12 protein-coding genes are annotated in these 18,321 nt (G+C 67.5%); 6 read left to right on the forward strand and 6 right to left on the reverse strand.

The window, feature by feature from the left end:
- Nucleotides 1-36 precede the first annotated feature (36 nt).
- Together C1933_RS15245 and C1933_RS15250 are read right to left on the reverse strand one after the other, a co-directional pair.
- On the reverse strand, nt 37-1,596 hold the full coding sequence (locus C1933_RS15245) for a glycosyltransferase family 39 protein (protein ID WP_108753930.1): 1,560 nt from the start codon (nt 1,594-1,596) through the stop codon (nt 37-39).
- A 104-nt stretch (nt 1,597-1,700) separates the two neighbouring features.
- Complete coding sequence (locus tag C1933_RS15250) at nt 1,701-2,912, reverse strand: cation:proton antiporter (RefSeq protein ID WP_108753931.1); 1,212 nt, start codon at nt 2,910-2,912, stop codon at nt 1,701-1,703.
- A 134-nt stretch (nt 2,913-3,046) separates the two neighbouring features.
- On the opposite strand from C1933_RS15250, the gene C1933_RS15255 reads away from it, so the two are divergent.
- Together C1933_RS15255 and ggpS are read left to right on the forward strand one after the other, a co-directional pair.
- Nucleotides 3,047-4,288: an MFS transporter gene (locus C1933_RS15255; protein WP_108753932.1), complete on the forward strand. Its 1,242-nt coding sequence runs from the start codon at nt 3,047-3,049 to the stop codon at nt 4,286-4,288.
- Nucleotides 4,289-4,353: 65 nt separating this feature from the next.
- On the forward strand, nt 4,354-6,603 hold the full coding sequence (gene ggpS, locus C1933_RS15260; RefSeq protein WP_108754861.1) for a glucosylglycerol-phosphate synthase: 2,250 nt from the start codon (nt 4,354-4,356) through the stop codon (nt 6,601-6,603).
- Between the two features lie 64 nt (nt 6,604-6,667).
- On the opposite strand, the gene blaL2 is transcribed toward ggpS, so the two are convergent.
- Nucleotides 6,668-7,582: a L2 family extended-spectrum class A beta-lactamase gene (gene blaL2, locus C1933_RS15265; RefSeq protein ID WP_108753933.1), complete on the reverse strand. Its 915-nt coding sequence runs from the start codon at nt 7,580-7,582 to the stop codon at nt 6,668-6,670.
- 176 nt (nt 7,583-7,758) lie between these two features.
- Between blaL2 and ampR the strand changes: the two genes are divergently transcribed.
- The gene (ampR, locus tag C1933_RS15270; protein ID WP_108753934.1) at nt 7,759-8,625 is read left to right on the forward strand and encodes a LysR family transcriptional regulator AmpR; all 867 of its coding nucleotides are present in this window, start codon (nt 7,759-7,761) and stop codon (nt 8,623-8,625) included.
- 165 nt (nt 8,626-8,790) lie between these two features.
- On the opposite strand, the gene C1933_RS15275 is transcribed toward ampR, so the two are convergent.
- Nucleotides 8,791-10,656: an ABC-F family ATP-binding cassette domain-containing protein gene (locus C1933_RS15275; protein WP_108753935.1), complete on the reverse strand. Its 1,866-nt coding sequence runs from the start codon at nt 10,654-10,656 to the stop codon at nt 8,791-8,793.
- Between the two features lie 336 nt (nt 10,657-10,992).
- Between C1933_RS15275 and C1933_RS15280 the strand changes: the two genes are divergently transcribed.
- Nucleotides 10,993-13,380, forward strand: a complete 2,388-nt coding sequence (locus C1933_RS15280; RefSeq protein WP_108753936.1) for a TonB-dependent receptor — start codon at nt 10,993-10,995, stop codon at nt 13,378-13,380.
- A gap of 157 nt (nt 13,381-13,537) precedes the next feature.
- Nucleotides 13,538-15,235 carry a YbaL family putative K(+) efflux transporter gene (gene ybaL, locus C1933_RS15285; protein ID WP_108753937.1) on the forward strand — a complete coding sequence of 566 codons (1,698 nt, stop codon included), beginning with the start codon at nt 13,538-13,540 and terminating at the stop codon, nt 15,233-15,235.
- Between the two features lie 228 nt (nt 15,236-15,463).
- On the opposite strand, the gene C1933_RS15290 is transcribed toward ybaL, so the two are convergent.
- Both C1933_RS15290 and C1933_RS15295 read right to left on the reverse strand, forming a co-directional pair.
- Complete coding sequence (locus tag C1933_RS15290; protein ID WP_108753938.1) at nt 15,464-16,750, reverse strand: aminotransferase class V-fold PLP-dependent enzyme; 1,287 nt, start codon at nt 16,748-16,750, stop codon at nt 15,464-15,466.
- Between the two features lie 90 nt (nt 16,751-16,840).
- Nucleotides 16,841-17,356 carry a hypothetical protein gene (locus C1933_RS15295; RefSeq protein ID WP_234414545.1) on the reverse strand — a complete coding sequence of 172 codons (516 nt, stop codon included), beginning with the start codon at nt 17,354-17,356 and terminating at the stop codon, nt 16,841-16,843.
- A 296-nt stretch (nt 17,357-17,652) separates the two neighbouring features.
- On the opposite strand from C1933_RS15295, the gene C1933_RS15300 reads away from it, so the two are divergent.
- Entirely contained in the window at nt 17,653-18,309 is a 657-nt protein-coding gene (locus tag C1933_RS15300; protein WP_108753939.1) for a hypothetical protein, read from the forward strand.
- Nucleotides 18,310-18,321 lie beyond the last annotated feature (12 nt).

The following is an 18,321-nucleotide window of genomic DNA, read 5'->3' on the forward strand; positions in this document are numbered from 1 at the left end:
CCAGCGCGCGCAAACCGCGGGCGCCGGCCGCCACGGTCAGCGCGCCGGCTGCAACCAGACCTCGCACTGCCCGACCGCCTGCTTCTGCGCACCGGCCGAATAGCGCTGCAGCAGCTGCGCCTGCCAGTACGCACGCTCGGCAGTACTGGCCAGCTGGTTGGGGCAGACCACCAGCGCGGCCAGGGGCAGGCCACCCAACGCCGCGTCGGTTTCCACCAGCGACCGCAGCACGTCATCCGAGGCCCAGTCCGGCACCATCACCCCGCGCCGGCCGGCACGGTAAGGCAGCTCGGACGACCAGTCCTGGCCCAGCGTCAGCACCACGCCATCCTGCGGCGTGCCCGCCTGGATCAGTGCGGCGATCTGCGAAATGTCGCTGGGCTGGCGCGCTTCCTTCATGTTCTTCAGGTAATGGGCCAGGCCGAAGCCGGTGGACAGCAGGCACAGCAACACCGCAAAGGCGATTGCCCAGCGATAGCGCCCACTGGCCTGCGCGCGCAACACCAGCGCCCACAGCACCAGCCCCACGATGGAGGTGGCGAACACCACCTGCGCGGCCTGGTAGTACGGGTGCACCACCTGCAGGTTGGTGAAGACCAGGAACGGCACCAGATAGGCCAGCAACAGCAACGCCACCGCCGCGCGCGTACGGCGCATGCCCAGGCCGGCTGCAACAACCAGCACGAACACCCAGTTCGAGCCGGTGGCGGCGCCAAAGCGCTTCTTGAACACCGCGCCCCAGGTGGCCGGGTCCAGCCGTTGCTGCAGAGTGCCGTAGTTGAACGCACTCAGGCCTTCGGAGGTCACCTGCTGGCCCAGCGCCGACTGTGCCTTCAATGCATCGGCGTGCTGCAGCCACAGCAGCAGCGTGGCCAGAACGGCCAGCGCGGCCGCCACGCCCCAGGCCAGCAGCTTCCAGTGCGCGGCCAGCCACTGCGGGCGCCAGCCGTGTTCGCGCACCGCCAGCCACAGGAAGGCCAGCGCTACAAAGGCCGCATAGGCGAAGAACGTGGTGATTTTCACCAGTGCCGACAGCACCGCCGCCAGCACCGCCACCCCGCCCAGCAGCGCCGTTGGCCGGCTGCGCAGCCCGGCCATGGCCCAGACGAACACCAGGCCGAAGAACACCGCCGTCGATTCGATCAGCACCGCCCGCCCCCAGAACTGGGCGAACGGTGAAACGGCGAAGGCGGCGGCCACGCACAGTGCCAGCAGGCGGTCCGGGCGGAAGGCCAGCACGGTGCGGTAGACCATGAAAATGCTGCCCACGTGGAACAGCAGCGAGACCAGACGCCCGCTGTTGTCTGCGCTCAGCCCCGTGGCTGCCGACAACAGCGCGGCCAGCCACTGGTACAGCGGAAATTCGAAGGGAATGGACCAGGGCGCACCGATCACCGGCGTCAGGTAATCCAGCCAGGGCCCACCGCGCAGCAGCCAGTCGATCGACAGCGCGGTCTGGGTCTGGCGGAAGCCCGATGCATCCACCGGCGGCATCGACCAGCTGCTGGCGAACAGGATCAACAGCGCGACCGCAGAGAACCCCAACAGGATACGGGCGGGCAGCAAGCTGCGGCGGTGGTTCACTTCCTCGATCACGCGTGGCGCTCCTGTGCAGGCCGGCCCGCGTCAGGGCGGTGCGGCCGGGCGCGCAGTGTCCGGTCTGCGCTGCCGCAACGCAAGCGCAGCGCGCGCCCGCGCACTCAGTCGCGCACAGGCACCGGCGCGATCACTTCGGTCGCCGCCACCGGCGCGCCCTCGCCTTCACCGGCAGGTTCCTGCTCCACCGGATCGACATCGAAGGGTGTGCGGAACACCAGCGACGGCAGCAGCGTGGTCAGCGCGGCGTACAGCAGCAGCGCACCGAACAACACCGCCGGAATCTGGAAGCGCTCGCGCATGATCGCCGCCAGCACCAGGGTGAAGATCAGGGTGGGCGCCAGCGCCAGCGACACCCGCAGGCTGCTGCGGAAGCTTTCGCCGAACATGACCCGGCGCTGCAGCCACACCACCGCAATGCGCAGCGGCAGCACCACCATGGTGATCACCACGCCCAGCCCCAGCGCCTCGAAGCTCAGCGCTTCGCTGGGCACCTTGGTGCCGGCATTGAAGAAGTAGAACGGCACGAAGAACGAGGCGAACAGGCGCAGCGCGTGCAGGTTCTCGTGCGAAGCCAGCAGCGGCATGCGCTGGTGCAGCAGGCGCGCGACCAGGCCGGCGATGAACGCGCCCACCAGGTAGTACACGCCCAGCAGGTAGGTGATGTAGGCCGCCACCATGCCCACCATCACCAGCAATGAAAATTCCGAACCGGGCGCATGCGGCGCCACCCAGCGCCCCAGGGCGATGAACAGCAGCGGCAGGCCGACCATCATCGCCAGCAGAGCGCTGCTGGACATGGCCATGTGCCACGGATCGCCGGCCTGCAGCACCACGAACAGCGCCGCCAGCGCCAACAGTTCACCGGCAATGGCCTTGCTGGTCACCCAGAACCGCTCGTCTTCGCTCAAGCCCAGCCGTGACAGCGAATCCATGATGAAACCGGTGGACGGGGTGAGCAGGGCCAGCGCCAGCAGACCCGCGGCCTGCCACGGCAGGCCCGCATAACGCCACGCCAGCCAGCCCACACCGAACAACGTTGCACTGCGGATGACCAGGTGCGCCAGCAGCGGCCACAGCCCACGCCGCAGCGCGGCCAGATCCACTTCCAGCCCGGCGAACAGGAACAGTGAAGAAATCCCCAGCGTCGCCAGCAGGCCGATCACCGCATCATGCGAACGCTCGCCCAGCCACAGCATGGCGATGATGCCGAACAGCAGGCAGGTGAGCGGTGCCGGCAGGCTGAAGCGCTGCAGCGCGCGCGGTATGACCAGCAGCGCGAAGATCAGCAGCAGGTAGATCAGTTCATGGCTCATCATGACTTCCGTGTGGAACGAACGCGCGAAGCATGCGCGCGGCCGCGCCGCGCTGCAAATCGAACGGGGCTGAAATGCGGGTGTGTTAGGGTGGGACAGGTGTTTTCTCCACCTTCTCCATCGAGGCCGCACCCATGTGGCGGCTGACGGCCCTGTTACTGGGCGTGGCGCTGCTGCTGACCGGCAGCGGGCTGCTGGGCACCCTGCTGGCCGTTCGCGGCGGGCAGGAAGGCTTCAGCGCCGGCACCCTGGGCTGGGTGATGTCGGCCTACTTCGCCGGCTATTTCATCGGCACCTTCACCGCCCCGCCCTTGATCCGCCGCATCGGCCACAGCCGGGCATTTGCCTTCCACGCTGCGCTGGCCACCATGGCCGTGCTGCTGCACCCGCTGTGGATCAGCGCCGCCGGCTGGATCGTGCTGCGCGTGGTGACCGGCGTGGCACTGGTGGGCCTGTACACGGTGATCGAAAGCTGGCTCAACGCCGAACCCGACCCGCAGCGGCGCAGCCGGGTGTTTTCGGTCTACATGATGGTGAACCTGTCGGCGCTGGCGCTGGGCCAGGTGCTGCTGCTGGCCGGCGATACCGGTGCGGCCACCATGTTCTCGCTCACCGCCCTGCTGGTGTGCGCGGCCATGCTGCCGGTTACCGCCACCCGCCTGCAGCAGCCGGAGGTGCCCAGCGTGCCGCGGCTGACGCTGCAGCGCCTGTACGCGCTGGCGCCGGTGGCCACCGTCGCCGCCGCGCTGTCCGGCCTGGCGATGGGGCCGTTCTGGGGCCTGCTGCCGGTGTATGCCGAACAGATCGGCCTGCGCGATGCGCAGGTGCCGCTGTTCATGCTGGCGGCCATTGCTGGCGGTGCGTTGCTGCAATGGCCGCTGGGCCGAATCAGCGATGGCCATGACCGTCGGCTGGGCCTGCTGTGTCTGAGCGTGCTGGCCGCCGCCGTGGCCGCGCTGGCCGCATTGCCGCCGCTGTCGCAGCAGGTGCACCTGATGTTCGTGCTGGTGTTCTGCTATGGCGGCCTGGCGTTCGCGCTCTATCCGTTCGCCGTGGCGCACATGCTGGATTACCTGCCCACGCCGGACCTGTTGTCCGGCTGCAGCAGCCTGCTGCTGGTGCACGGCATCGGCGCGGCCATCGGGCCGGCGCTGGCCGGTGCGCTGATGCAGCGCTACGGCGCCCCGGCGCTGCCGCTGTACTTCACCGCCGTGCTGACCGCGTTGGCCGCCTTTACCGCCCTGCGCCTGCTGCGCCATGCGCGCCTGCGCACCCACCCGGCACCGTTCCGGCCCATGCTGCGGACCACGCCTGCGGCCCTGGAACTGATGCCGGAAACCGAATCTCCCACCGTACCCACGAAGGAAGTGCATTGACTGTCGAGTCCCCGACCCTGATTCCGAACCCCCTCCTTTCCAGCAGCACGGCCACCGGGCCACAGCTGATCCTGGCCACCGACCTGGATGGCACCTTCCTGGCCGGCAGCGCCGCCCAGCGCCACCGCCTGTACCGGCTGGTGGACCAGCACCCGGGCATCGCCCTGGTGTTCATTACCGGGCGCGGCCTGGAAGCGGTGATGCCGCTGCTGTCCGACCCGGCCATTCCCCGCCCCGACTACATCGTCTGCGACGTGGGCGCCACCGTGGTGCACGGCCACACCCTGCAGCCGTTGCAGCCGCTGCAGTCAATGATCGACGCACACTGGCCCGGCGAACAGGTGGTGGCCGAAGCGATGCGGCCGTTCACCGCACTGCAGCGCCAGGATGTTCCGCAGGAACGCCGCTGCTCCTATTTCTGCGATCCGGCCACGCTGGCCCCGTTGCGCGCGCAGATCCAGCAGACCGCGGCGGAACTGGGCTGTGACGTGCTGTATTCGGCCGACCGCTACCTGGACATCCTGCCGCCGGACACCGACAAGGGCCGCACCCTGGCCGCGCTGGCGCGCCTGCTGGAACTGCCGCGCGAGCGCATCCTGGTGGCCGGCGATACCTTGAACGATCTGTCCATGTACCAGGCCGGTTTCCGCGGTGTCTGCGTGGGCGAATCGGAACCGGCACTGACTGCGGCCACCGCTGATCTGGCCAACACGTACCACGCCCACGAACCCGGCTGCGGCGGCATCGTGGAAGCCATCGAACACTTCGGCCTGCTGGCCGCCGATGACCCCTACCTGCATGCGCCGGCTGCCGCACGCGCGCAGGGCGCCGAACTGGTGATGGTCTACCACCGGCTGCCCTTCGATGAAGCCATCGAGGACGGCAAGCTGGTGCAGCGACCGCCTCGCTCGCCCAACGGCATCATCCCCTCGCTGCTGAGCTTCTTTGAAGGTGGCCAGCGTGGCAGCTGGGTGGCCTGGGGCATCGACGATCCCAAGCACCGCCCGTTCCAGCGCCATGTGCAGGTGGACGCGCAGCACTACCCGACCCTGCGCGCCACCCGCGTGCCGCTCAGCCGCCAGGACGTGGACATCTTCTACAAGCGGTTTTCCAAGGAAGCGTTCTGGCCGATGCTGCACGTGTTCTGGGAACGCGCGCGGTTCCGCGAAGACGATTGGCAGGTGTTCCTGAAGGTGAACCGCCGCTTCGCCGAGGCCGTGGCCGACGAAGCCGCGCACGGCGCCACGGTGTGGATCCACGACTACAACCTGTGGATGGTGCCGGCCGCGCTGCGCGAACTGCGCCCGGATCTGAAGATCGCCTTCTTCCACCACACCTACTTCCCCTCCGCCGATGTGTTCAACGTGGTGCCGTGGCGGCGCGAGATCATCGGCAGCCTGCTGTGCTGCGATTACATCGGCTTCCATATTCCGCGCCAGGTGGAAAACTTCGTGGACGTGGTGCGTGGCGCCATGCCGGCCGAGCGCCTGGCCTGGGAAAGCTGCGCGCCGCGCTTTTTGACCTACGGCTGCGCGGTGGGCCTGGACACCATGACCACTCGCCTGCGCGTGGGCGACCGCGATGTGGCGCTGGGCGCGCACCCGGTCGGTACCGACGTGCGCCGCATCCGCAACCTGCTGGCACGTGCCGAGGTGCGCAACGACCTGTTCAAGCTGCGCCGCGAGATCGGCGCACGCAAGCTGGTGCTGTCGGTGGAACGGCTGGACTACACCAAGGGCACCCTGGCCAAACTCGAAGCCTTCGAACGCGTACTGGAACAGCACCCCGAGCACTGCGGCAAGGTCACCCTGCTGATGGTCTGCGTACCCGCCGCGCGCGAGATGACCGTCTACCGCACGCTGCAGAACCAGATCGAACAGGCGGTGGGCCGCATCAATGGCCGCTTCTCGCGGCTGGACTGGACCCCGGTACGCTTCTTCGCCCAGGCCCTGCCGTTCGAACAGGTGGTGGCGCACTACGCCGCCGCGCAGGTGATGTGGATCACCCCGCTGCGTGATGGCCTGAACCTGGTGGCCAAGGAATTCGTCGCCACCCAAGGCATTGAAGGCACGCCCGGCGTACTGGTGCTGAGCGAGTTCGCCGGCGCGGCGGCCGAGTTGAAGGGCGCGGTGCTGACCAATCCGCACGACCCGGCCGATCTGGCCGCCGGCCTGCTGCAGGCGCTGTCCATGCCCGAAGAAGAGGCCAGCGCGCGCCTGCGCCAGTTGCAGGGCATCGTGGAGTACTACGACGTGGATCGCTGGGGCCGTGATTTCCTGGCCGCGGTGGAAGGCAGCGACACAGCGGCCAGCTGATGCAGCGGGGGTCGGATCCGTTTCCACCGGAAGCGGCTCCGACCCCGCAACGCGCCCCTGCATTTCAGCCAATCAGTGCATCGGCCAGCGCGCCGACACGCGCCAGCACTGCAGCGCGCTGCGCCTCGTCCACGCTGGCCCCCTGCAGATAGGCGGTGATGACCCACGGCGTTCCGCCCGCACGCGGCCACAGCACGGCGATGTCGTTGCGCGTGTCCTCGCCGTTGCTGCCGGTCTTGTCACCCACCCGCCAGCGCGGGCCCAGGCCCGCGCGCAGGCAGGCATCGCCGGTCTGGTTGTCCACCAGCCAATCGGCGAACTGCAGCCGCGAAGGCGGCAGAAGGCCAGCACCCACCGCGAACCGGGCCAGACTGGCCGCCATCGCCGCCGGGCTGGTGGTGTCGCGCGGGTCGCCCTTCGCGAACCGGTTCATGTCCGGCTCGTAGCGATCATTGCGGGTGATCGGGTCGCCCTGCGCGCGCAGGAAGGCGGTCAGCGCCGCCGGCCCCCCGTTCACCCCCAGCAGCAGGTTGGCAGCGGTGTTGTCGCTGGTGGTCAGCGTGCCCCGGCACAGGTCGCGCACGCTCAGGTCCTTGCCGACGTGGCGGCGGGCCACTGGCGCGTAGGACAACAGATCCTGTTCGGCGATCGGCACGCGGGTGTCCAGCGAAAGGCGACCGGCGTCGGCCAGGCTCAGGATGTGGGCCACCAGCATCGATTTGAACGTACTGCACATCGGGAAACGCTCATCCTGGCGGTGCCCGCCCAGGCGGCGGCCGCTGCCGGTGTCCAGCACGGTCACGCCAAGGCGGCCGCCGCTGGCTTTTTCCAGCGCGGCGAAATCCACCGCACCGGCAATGGCGGCGGACGTGGCCGGGCCGGCAGGGGCAGGCACGGCGGCCCGCGCCAAGGCAGGCGCAAGCAGGGACGATGCGATGGCGGCACCACTGAGCTGCAGGAATCGACGGCGGGCGTGCATGGGCGGGCTCCGGGAAACGAACCCGGATTATTGAAAGCGTGGCGGCCCCGCGACCAACGCGAATTTTCAGGGCCAGGCATGAGTAGAACTCATGTCTAACGTAATCAACCCTTCCTTTGACGGCCGCACCGGTCAACACGCTAGGATGCACCCATCAGCCTGCCTCACACCTCCCGATGCTGCACCCTACCCTGCCGCTCAACGCCCTGCGCGCCTTCGAAGCCGCGGCCCGCCACCAGAACTTCACCCGCGCGGCGCTGGAGCTGTGCGTCAGCCAGGCCGCGTTGAGCCACCAGATCCGCGGTCTGGAAGACCGGCTGGGCATCCGCCTGTTCCACCGCCTGCCACGCGGCGTGGCACTCACCGACGAGGGCGCCGCATTGTTCCCGGTGCTGCATGAAGCGTTCGAGCGCATCTCGGCCAGCATCGCCCGCTACACCGGTGGACCAGCGCGCGAAGTGCTGACGATCGGGGTGGTGGGCACGTTCGCCACCGGTTGGCTGCTGCCGCGCATGGCGGCCTTCGAGGCGGCGCACCCGGATATCGAGCTGCGCCTGCAGACCCACAACAACCGGATCGATCTGGCCGGCGAAGGGCTGGACCTGGCCATCCGCTTTGGTGAGGGCGACTGGCAGGGGCAGGCCTGCACGGCGATCCTCGATGCGCCGTTCGCGCCGCTGTGTGCGCCCGCGCTGGCGCGGCGGCTGAAGCAGCCGCGTGACCTCGGTACCGTGCCCCTGCTGCGCTCGTACCGCAGCGACGAATGGCCGCGCTGGCTGCAGGCGGCCGCCACCAGCGGCGTGGAGGCCAGAGGCCCGGTGTTCGACTCTTCGCTGACCCTGGCCGCCGCAGCGGCCGGTGGCGCCGGCGTGGCCCTGCTGCCGCTGCGCATGTTCGAAGCCGAACTGGCCGAAGGGCGCCTGCTGCAGCCGTTCGCCACCACGCTGGAGCTGGGCCGCTATTGGTTGACCCGGCTGCGCTCGCGCAGCGAACGCGAACCGGCCAAGCGATTCCGCGAATGGTTGCAGGCGCAGGGCGGGTGATCCCGCCGGGCACGGCCCGGCGCTACCGATGGATCGCGAACACCGCTGACGCCGCCGGGCACGGCCCGGCGTTACCCGCGTTCGCGGTGCCTCGGTAGCGCCGGGCCATGCCCGGCGAGCGCAGCGGATCGGGGAAAGCCGCCGGGCCGTGCCCGGCGGATGCCCTCAGGATTCCAGCAATTCCATCCACGCCGCTTCGGCTTTTTCCAGCTGCGCGGCAGCAGTCTCGCGCTCGCGCCCCAGCACGGCCATGCGGGTGGCATCGGCGTAGTTGGCCGGGTCGGCCAGCTGGCGGTCCAGCTCGGCCAGGCTGGCTTCCAGCTCGGCCACCTTGGCTTCGGCGCTGGCCAGCTTGTGCGGGTTGGCTGGCTTCTTCTGCACCACCTGCGCCACCGGTGCGGTCTTGACCACCACCGGCTCTTCCACCTGCTCCATGCGCGCCTTGGTGCCCTGCGCCTGCGGACGGGTGCGCAGCCAGGCGGCGTAGGCGTCCAGGTCGCCATCGAACGGCTCGACCACACCGTCGGCCACGCGCCAGTAGGTATCGCAGACCAGGCCGATCAGATGGCGGTCATGCGACACCATCACGATGGCGCCCTCGAAGGTGGCCAGCGCTTCGGCCAGCGCCTCGCGCATTTCCAGATCCAGGTGGTTGGTCGGTTCGTCCAGCAGCAGCACGTTCGGCTGCTGCCAGGCGATCAGGGCCAGCGCCAGGCGCGCGCGCTCGCCACCGGAAAAACCGTCCACCGGCTCGAATGCGCGGTCACCCGGGAAATTCCACTTGCCGAGGAAATCGCGGAAGGCCTGATTCGGCGCATCCGGGGCGATCTCGCGGAAATGCTCGATGGGCGACTGCCCTTCGTGCAGCGATTCCACCGTGTGCTGGGCGAAGTAGCCGATGCGCAGGTCCGGGTGCGCCGAGCGCTCGCCGGCAATCGGCTTCAGTTCGCCCACCAGGGTCTTCACCAGGGTGGTCTTACCGGCGCCGTTGGGACCCAGCAGGCCAATGCGCTGGCCCGCTTCCAGGCCGAAGCCCACGTTGTTCAGGATCACCGCGTCGCTGCCATAACCGGCCTCGACGTGGTTCAGGCGGATCAGCGAGAACGGCAGCTTGGCCGGCGGTGCGAATTCGATGCGGAATTCGCGCTCGGCACGCACCGCTTCGGTACCGGCCAGCTTGGCCAGTCGCTTCATGCGGCTCTGCGCCTGCGCAGCCTTGCTGGCCTGCGCCTTGAAGCGGTCGATGAAGCTCTGCAGGTGGGCGCGCTCGGCCTGTTCCTTTTCGTGCGCGATCTGCTGCTGGCGCAGCTGTTCGGCGCGCTGGCGCTCGAAGTCGGTATAGCCACCGGGGTACAGCTTGGCCCCGCCACCGTGCAGGTGCAGGGTGTGGGTGGCCACGTTGTCCAGGAACTCGCGGTCGTGCGAGATCAGCAGCAGGGTGCCCGGGTACTTCAGCAGCCACTGTTCCAGCCAGTACACCGCGTCCAGATCCAGGTGGTTGGTCGGTTCGTCCAGCAGCAGCAGGTCGCTGGGCATCATCAGCGCGCGGGCCAGGTTCAGGCGCACGCGCCAGCCGCCGGAGAACGAGGACACCGCGCGGTGGTGGGTCTCGGCCGGGAAGCCCAGGCCGTGCAGCAGCTTGCCGGCGCGTGCTTCGGCGTCGTAGGCGTTCAGTTCGGCCATGCGCGTATGCGCTTCGGCCACCGCCTCCCAGTCTTCGCGGGCGGTGGCATCGGCTTCGGCCGCCAGCACCGCGGCCACTTCGGTATCGCCACCCAGCACGAAGCTCAGTGCCGGGTCGGGCAGCGACGGGGTTTCCTGGGCCACGCTGGCGATGCGCACCTTGCCGGGCAGGTCCACATCGCCCTTGTCGGCTTCCAGTTCGCCCTTCACTGCAGCAAACAGGCTGGACTTGCCGGCCCCGTTACGGCCAACCACGCCCACCCGGTAACCGGCGTGCAGGGTCAGGTCGACGTTGGACAACAGCAGCCGCTCGCCGCGGCGCAAGGCGAAATTACGAAGCGAAATCATGGGGGAAGGCGTCCATATAACCGAATGGAATGTGCTGGTGAGCACTGTTCCTGCGACGCAATTCTAGCGTTAACGAATACTTGACGCGCCCCGGGATGCGCGGTGGCAGGCCAACTCTCTCCCGCGTCGGCCCCGCGCAGCCCCCGGCCCCTCCCCCCGCTTCAGTGCCTATCACAGCTAAATGGTTGCCACGGCAACATTTTTTCCTGTTACCACCATTTGACAGGCACTGAATATCCCGTTAATTCCTGCATTGCGCACCGCAACAACCGTCGTCCGCCTCACCCTGTGATGTCGATTCCGGTGCCCGCCCCCGCCAACCGGAGCCCCCTCCCGATGACCCGCAAGACCAGCCTGATCGCCGCCGCCGTCGTTGTCGCCCTCGGTGGTTCCTCGTTCGCCGCCCTGGCCCAGCAGACCGGCACCGCCGCCAACACCCTGGACACGGTGATCGTCACCGGTACCCGCGTGGCCGACCGCACCGTGGCCGAATCGCAGTCGCCCATCGACATCATCACCCCGGAAATCCTGCAGTCCACCGGCAGCGGTGAACTGGCCACGGCGCTGTCGCGCGCCCTGCCCTCGCTGAACTTCCCGCGCCCGGCCCTGACCGACGGCACCAGCGGCGTGCGCCCGGCGCAGCTGCGCGGCCTGTCGCCGGACCAGGTGCTGGTGCTGGTGAACGGCAAGCGCCGCCACACCTCGGCCATGATCAATGTGAACGGCACCATTGGCCGTGGTTCCTCGGCGGTGGACATCAACGCCATTCCGATCGCCGCCATCGAGCGCGTGGAAGTGCTGCGCGACGGCGCCTCGGCGCAGTACGGCTCGGACGCCATCGCCGGCGTCATCAACATCGTGCTGAAGGGCAGCGGCAGTGGCGGCAGCCTGGCCGTCGATTACGGCCAGTACTCGGCCGGTGACGGCAACAAGTACCAGCTCTCCGGCGATACCGGCCTGGAATTCGGCGGCGGCCGTGGCCGCGTGCACGTGGCCGGCCAGATCAGCCAGCAGGATGAAAGCAACCGCGCAGGCCCGTACCGCGGCACCACCCCGAACACGGTGAATTACCCGTCCATCGGCGAAACCACCTTCGTGGTGGGCGACCCGAAGGTGGACGCCACCGCCGTGTCGGCCAACGCCAGCTTCGACTTCAGCGACCACATCACCGGCTACGCCAACGCGATCCTCAGCAACCGCGACATCACCTCGTTCGCGTTCTACCGCTCGCGCAACCACAACGGCCAGACCGCGTTGCTGGCCCAGGTCTACCCGGACGGCTTCGTGCCGGAGATCAACCAGTATTCCAAGGACCGTTCGGTGGTGGCCGGGGTCAAGGGCAACACCGACAGCGGTTGGACCTGGGACCTGAGCCTGAACCACGGCGAGAACACCCTGGATTTCCACACCCGCAACAGCATCAACTACAGCCTCGGTGCGGCCAGCCCGCGCTCGTTCTACGACGGCACGCTGAAGTACCAGCAGGACGTGTTCAATGCCGATATCACCAAGTCGCTGGACTGGGGCCTGGCCTATCCGGTCACCCTGTCCTTCGGCGGTGAATACCGCAAGGAAAAGTGGGACCAGAACCCGGGCGAACTGAACTCCTACACCGGCAGCGGCGCGCAGGGCTTCGGCGGCTTCACCCCTACCAATGAAGTGCATGCCGACCGCCACAACTACGCGGTCTACGCCGGCCTGGAGGCAGACCTGACCGACAAGTTCTCGGCCGGCGTCACCGGTCGCTACGAGGATTACTCGGACTTCGGCGACCGCTTCTCGGGCAAGCTGTCGGCACGCTATGCGTTCACCGACAAGGTCGCGCTGCGCGCCACCGCCTCCAGCGGCTTCCGCGCACCGTCGCTGGCCCAGCAGGGTTACCAGGCGGTCACCAGCCAGTTCACCAACGGCGTGTTCGTCGAACGCGGCACCTTCCCGACCACCAGCACCGCCGCACAGGCACTGGGCGCTTCGCCGCTGAAGGCTGAAACCTCCACCAGCTACAGCGTGGGCCTGGTGCTGCAGCCGGTGGACCGCCTGTACGTGACCGTGGATGCGTACCAGATCGACATCGATGACCGCATCGCGCTGTCCTCCAGCATCACCACCAACACCGCCACCAGCAACCTGCTGGCCGGTCTGGGGCTGCCGCAGGTCACCGCGTTCTCGTACTTCACCAACGGCCTGGATACCCGCACCCGCGGCGTCGACTTCGTGTCCAGCTACACCGTGCCGTTCAGCGCCAGCAGCCTGGAGCTGACCGCCGCCTACAGCTACAACGACACCGAAGTGCGCCGCGTGGGCGGCACCCCGGCAGTGTTCAGCACGCTGGGCCTGACCCAGTCGCTGATCGGCCGTGATGAGATCGGCCGCATCGAAGACAGCTACCCGCGCGACAAGACCATTGTCAGCGGCACCTGGCGTTCGGACCACTGGGAACTGGGCCTGGCGGCCACCCGCTACGGCGAATTCACGGTGCGCAACTCCGCCACCGCCCTGCGTGACCAGACCTACGGCGACAAGTGGGTGCTGGACGCTTCGGTGAGCTACAAGCCGAGCAGCAACTGGACCCTGACCCTGGGCGCGGACAACCTGCTGGACGAGTACCCGGACCGCACCGAAGACCTGCAGAACTCGACCTTCGGCATGCTGCCCTACAGCAACTACTCGCCGTTCGGCTTCAACGGCGCGTATGTGTACGGCCGCATCAAGTACAACTGGTAAGCGGTATCGGTAGCGCCGGGCCACGCCCGGCGGTGCTGACCCGGGGTCAGATCCCTTTTCGCCAGAAACGGGATCTGACCCCGTTCGCATTTTCGGTTTGCCGTATGTGGCCGCATCGGTGAAAATCGGGGCATCCCCCGATTACCTGCGAGTGCCGATGCACCATGACACCGACCTGATCAACATCGTGGCCGTTGGCCTGGGGCTCGCCTTCATCTTCGGTGCCCTGGCCAACAAGCTGCGCTTGTCGCCTCTGGTCGGCTATCTGGTCGCTGGCATCTGCGTCGGCCCGTTCACCCCCGGCTTCGTGGCCGACCAGGCCCTGGCCAACCAGCTGGCCGAGCTGGGCGTGATGCTGCTGATGTTCGGCGTCGGCCTGCACTTTTCCCTGAAAGACCTGATGGCGGTGAAGGCCATCGCCATTCCCGGCGCCATCGGCCAGATCGCCGTGGCCACCCTGCTCGGCTGGGGCGTGGCCTGGTTGATGGGCTGGCCGGCGCTGCACGGGGTCATCTTCGGTTTCTCGCTGGCCACCGCCAGTACCGTGGTGCTGCTGCGGGCCATGGAAGAGCGGCGCCTGCTGGAAACCATGCGCGGCAAGATCGCCGTCGGCTGGCTGATCGTGGAAGACCTGGCCTGTGTGCTGGCACTGGTGATGATGCCGGTGCTGGCCGGTGTGTTCGGCCCCGATGCCGCCAAGGAAACCCACACCCTGGGCAGCGTGCTGGCCGATATCGGCTGGACGTTCGTGCAGCTGGGCCTGTTCGTGGCGGTGATGCTGGTGGTCGGCCGCCGGGTCATTCCGTGGATCCTGGAACGCATTGCCGGCACCGGTTCGCGCGAACTGTTCACCCTGTCGGTGCTGGCCATCGCGCTGGGCGTGGCGTTCGGCTCGGCCATGCTGTTCGGTGTGTCCTTCGCGCTGGGCGCCTTCTTCGCCGGCATGCTGTTGAACGAATCGGAGCTCAGCCACAAGGCGGCGCACGATTCGCTGCCGCTGCGCGACGCCTTCGCGGTGCTGTTCTTCGTCTCGGTGGGCATGCTGTTCGACCCCAACATCATCGTGCAGCACCCCTGGCAGGTGCTGGCCACGGTGGCGATCATCATGTTCGGCAAGTCGGCCGCTGCGTTCTTCATCGTGCGCGCCTTCGGCCACCCCACCAGCACCGCGCTGACCATCTCGGCCAGCCTGGCGCAGATCGGCGAGTTTGCTTTCATCATCGCCGGCCTGGGCGTGGCGCTGCAGATCCTGCCCAAGGAAGGCCAGTCGCTGGTGCTGGCCGGTGCGCTGGTGTCGATCATGCTGAATCCGCTGGTGTTCGGCCTGCTGGACCGCTGGCAGGCCAAGCAGGAGCAGCTGCCGCAGGCGCCGGAACCTGAAGAGGCCACCGGACCTTCGCGCGATCTGCATGACCACGCCATCGTGATCGGCTACGGCCGGGTGGGCAGCGAACTGGCCCAGGTGCTACGCGACCGCGGCGTGCCGGTGCTGGTGATCGATGACAACAAGGAACACGTCGAGCAGGCGCATGCCAAGGGCCTGGCCGCCATCCGCGGCAGTGCGGCCGCCGACCGGGTGCTGGCCGAGGCCCATCCCGAGCGCGCCAAGATCGCCGTGCTGGCCATTCCACAGCCGCTGGAAGCCGGTGAAGCGCTGGCCAAGCTGCGCGCCATCAATCCCGACCTGACCCTGCTGGCACGCGCGCACAGCGATGCCGAAGTGAAGCATCTGCTGGAACACGGCGCCGACGGCACGGTGATGGCCGAGCGCGAGCTGGCCTATTCGCTGGCGGAAATGATCATGTCCACCCCGCCGTACCGGAACCTGGGGCAGAACAGCATTCCGGTGGTGTAACGGGCGTGGGTAGGTGTCGACCTTGGTCGACACGGTGGCGCATGGGGTCAGATCCGTTTTCCTGCGGAAAACGGATCTGACCCCAGAAACAAAAAATCCCCGGCGGGCCCGCACCCGCCGGGGATATGCATTGCCATTTTTGCCACGCCTTGGAGAGGCAGTTCCACCGTAACGCATCGCGCGACCGGTGGTGATCGCCTTCGGCGATGACGACCAAGCGTGCGGCTATCAGGCGCTGTCCAGCGCCTGCTGCAGATCGGCCTGCAGATCGCCGATGTGCTCGATGCCGATCGACAGCCGTACCGTATCCTCGCTCACGCCGGCCCGGGCCAGCTCTGCAGCATCCAGCTGACGATGGGTGGTCGAGGCCGGGTGGGTGGCCAGCGACTTGGCATCGCCCAGGTTCACCAGCCGGGTGAACAGCTTCAACGCATCCAGGAAGCGCGCCCCTGCCGCGCGACCGCCCGGCAGGCCGAAGGTCAGGACGCCGGAACCGTGCCCGCCCAGATAGCGCTGCGCGGCGGCGTGTTCGGAGTCATCAGGCAGTCCGGCATAGCGCACCCAGGCCACCTTGGGATGGGCCTTCAGGAACTTCGCCACGGCCAGCGCATTGGCGTTGATCCGCTCCATGCGCAGCGCCAGCGTTTCTATGCCCTGCAGGATCAGGAACGCATTGAACGGTGACAGCGCAGCGCCGGTGTTGCGCAGCGGAACCACCCGCGCGCGACCGATATACGCAGCCGGCCCGAGCGCTTCGGTGTACACCACACCGTGGTAGCTGGGGTCGGGCTGGTTCAGCCGTGGAAAGCGCTGCGCGTGCGCGGCCCAGTCGAAACGCCCCGAATCGATGATCGCCCCGCCCAGGCTGTTGCCGTGACCGCCGAGGTACTTGGTGAGCGAATGCACCACGATGTCGGCACCGTGCTCGAACGGACGCAGCAGGAAGGGCGTGGCCACAGTGTTGTCCACGATCAGCGGCACGCCGGCGGCGTGTGCCACCTCGGCAATGGCCGCGATGTCGGTGACATTGCCGCGCGGGTTGCCGATGGATTCGACGAACACCGCCTTGGTGCGCGCATCGATGAGTGCAGCGAACGCGGCCGGATCGGCCGGGTCGGCGAACCGCGCCTGGATGCCGTACTGCGGCAGCGTGTGCGCCAGCAGGTTCAGGCTGCCGCCGTACAGCGCACTGGCCGCCACGATGTTGTCCCCGGCCTCGGCGATGGTCTGGATGGCATAGGTGATGGCGGCCTGCCCGGACGCCAGGGCCAGCGCCCCGATGCCGCCTTCCAGCGCGGCCAGACGCTGCTCCAGCACATCGGTGGTCGGGTTCATGATGCGCGTGTAGATGTTGCCCGGCACCTTCAGGTCGAACAGGTCCGCGCCGTGCTGGGTGTCATCGAAGGCATAGGCCACGGTCTGGTAGATCGGTACCGCCACTGCCCGCGTGGTCGGGTCGGGTCGGTAGCCGCCGTGCACGGCCAGGGTTTCCAGTTGCCACTGCGGATCGCTCATTGCACACCCTCCAGGCGGGAAACCGCCACCATAGGGCAGCGCGCGCACCTTCCTGAGAGCGCATGGTGATAACGCCCGTACCGCTGGCTATCAGCGCGTGTCGGGTGCGCAGGCGGGGGCCTGGCCATTGCCGCACAGGGCGACGTCGCGCAGCCAGCCCATCCAGGTCACCACATCCTTCGGTTCGGGTTCGGACCGGAATGCCTTCTGCACGGTGTGGAAGCCCTGCAGCCCCTGGATGCCCTTGATCCAGGTGAACTCCGGCTTGCCGGTGCCGGGATTGCGCGGGCAACCGAGCATCAGCACCGCGAAGGGGCGGCCCGCCTCCTCGCCCTCGCCTATCCAGTTGGCCTGCGCATCGGGGCAGGCCAGCTTCCAGCCGGCCTCGATGATGCCCAGGAACTCGCGGGGTGTGGCGTTGGCGGCGTGGGGGGCAGTGTTGACGGTGATCATGTCGGTCCATTCCTGCACCGTCTGGCCCTGCGGCACGTATTCGACCAGCCGGTTGCCCTGCGGATCGGTGTCCTGGTGCGCCTGTGCGTAACCGGGCATGGCAGGCAGGCGGGCCTGCTCGGTGTTGGCTGCCAGTGCGGTTGCCGGAGCCAACACAGCGCTCAGGCTGAGATGGAGCAAGGTGAGTCGGCATGTCATGGATGGAACTCCTTCTCCAGTGGGTTGGAAACCGAGTGACCGGCGGGGCCAGTGGCATCCATAGCATTACGCGTTTCGGCAGGCCAGCAGCAGAGGGTGACGCAATCGGCAGGGCCATGGTCCAGCAGCCCGTGAATTCCTGCGATGGAACTGAGATCAATGCCACATAACAGGCACAGCCGGCACGCAGAACGGAAGTGTGCACCTGCGCAGCCGTATCGTTGGGACAACCCCCAGTGATGGAGCGTCGCATGGATGAGATCGAAGATCACCCCGGCGGCACGTGCCGGGTTTCATTTGGGCACCTCCTGCTGTTGAGCCTGCTGATGCTGCTCGGCGCATGCGCGAGCAAGGAACGTACGCCGCCACCGTATGAAGCAAATCCTTCGCCGAAAGAGGCGTATGAGGTGGTGGTTACTACGCATGACGCGCCGGAGGACATGTTCCTGTCAGGCGCAGCGGTTGGCTACCAGATCGCCGATAGCGGCTGTCTACCCCCCATCGAAAATTTCGAAGGCGTCAGCTACGGAATCGAAAAGCATCTTGTCGAAATACCCTTGAAGAAAACCGCTGCCGATAGGTACGTCGGAACCTACTTTCGCGATGGGCTGGCTAGCAAGGACTACTTTGGGCGCGGAATCTGCTCGTGGGACGTCCAGTACGTGAGCGCGAGCCTCAAGACACGAAGCACCAAGCAGTTCACCTACTTCCCTATAAGCACAACACCGCAGAAGCGAACTGCCACCCGCTATAGCCGAAAGGAAGTCAGGCCCCTACTTGATGACGGCGAGATCTATCCAGCGACTGATTTCTCCGAAGCCAGATTCGAAGAAACCATTCCGGTGTCGGACCGCGGTCAATTCTTCTCATACAGCATTTCCATCACCACATGGCGGGATGAAAAATGAACTCAAGAGTCC

This window comes from Stenotrophomonas sp. ZAC14D2_NAIMI4_6 (assembly GCF_003086875.1).
In the GTDB taxonomy this organism is placed as follows: Bacteria; Pseudomonadota; Gammaproteobacteria; order Xanthomonadales; family Xanthomonadaceae; genus Stenotrophomonas.

Coding starts and splice junctions, on each gene's coding strand:
- C1933_RS15250 (WP_108753931.1), bottom strand. CDS start 2,912: ATGAGCCATGAACTGATCTACCTGCTGCTGATCTTCGCGCTGCTGGTC.
- C1933_RS15255 (WP_108753932.1), top strand. CDS start 3,047: ATGTGGCGGCTGACGGCCCTGTTACTGGGCGTGGCGCTGCTGCTGACC.
- blaL2 (WP_108753933.1), bottom strand. CDS start 7,582: ATGCACGCCCGCCGTCGATTCCTGCAGCTCAGTGGTGCCGCCATCGCA.
- ampR (WP_108753934.1), top strand. CDS start 7,759: ATGCTGCACCCTACCCTGCCGCTCAACGCCCTGCGCGCCTTCGAAGCC.
- C1933_RS15275 (WP_108753935.1), bottom strand. CDS start 10,656: ATGATTTCGCTTCGTAATTTCGCCTTGCGCCGCGGCGAGCGGCTGCTG.
- C1933_RS15280 (WP_108753936.1), top strand. CDS start 10,993: ATGACCCGCAAGACCAGCCTGATCGCCGCCGCCGTCGTTGTCGCCCTC.
- ybaL (WP_108753937.1), top strand. CDS start 13,538: ATGCACCATGACACCGACCTGATCAACATCGTGGCCGTTGGCCTGGGG.
- C1933_RS15290 (WP_108753938.1), bottom strand. CDS start 16,750: ATGAGCGATCCGCAGTGGCAACTGGAAACCCTGGCCGTGCACGGCGGC.
- C1933_RS15300 (WP_108753939.1), top strand. CDS start 17,653: ATGGATGAGATCGAAGATCACCCCGGCGGCACGTGCCGGGTTTCATTT.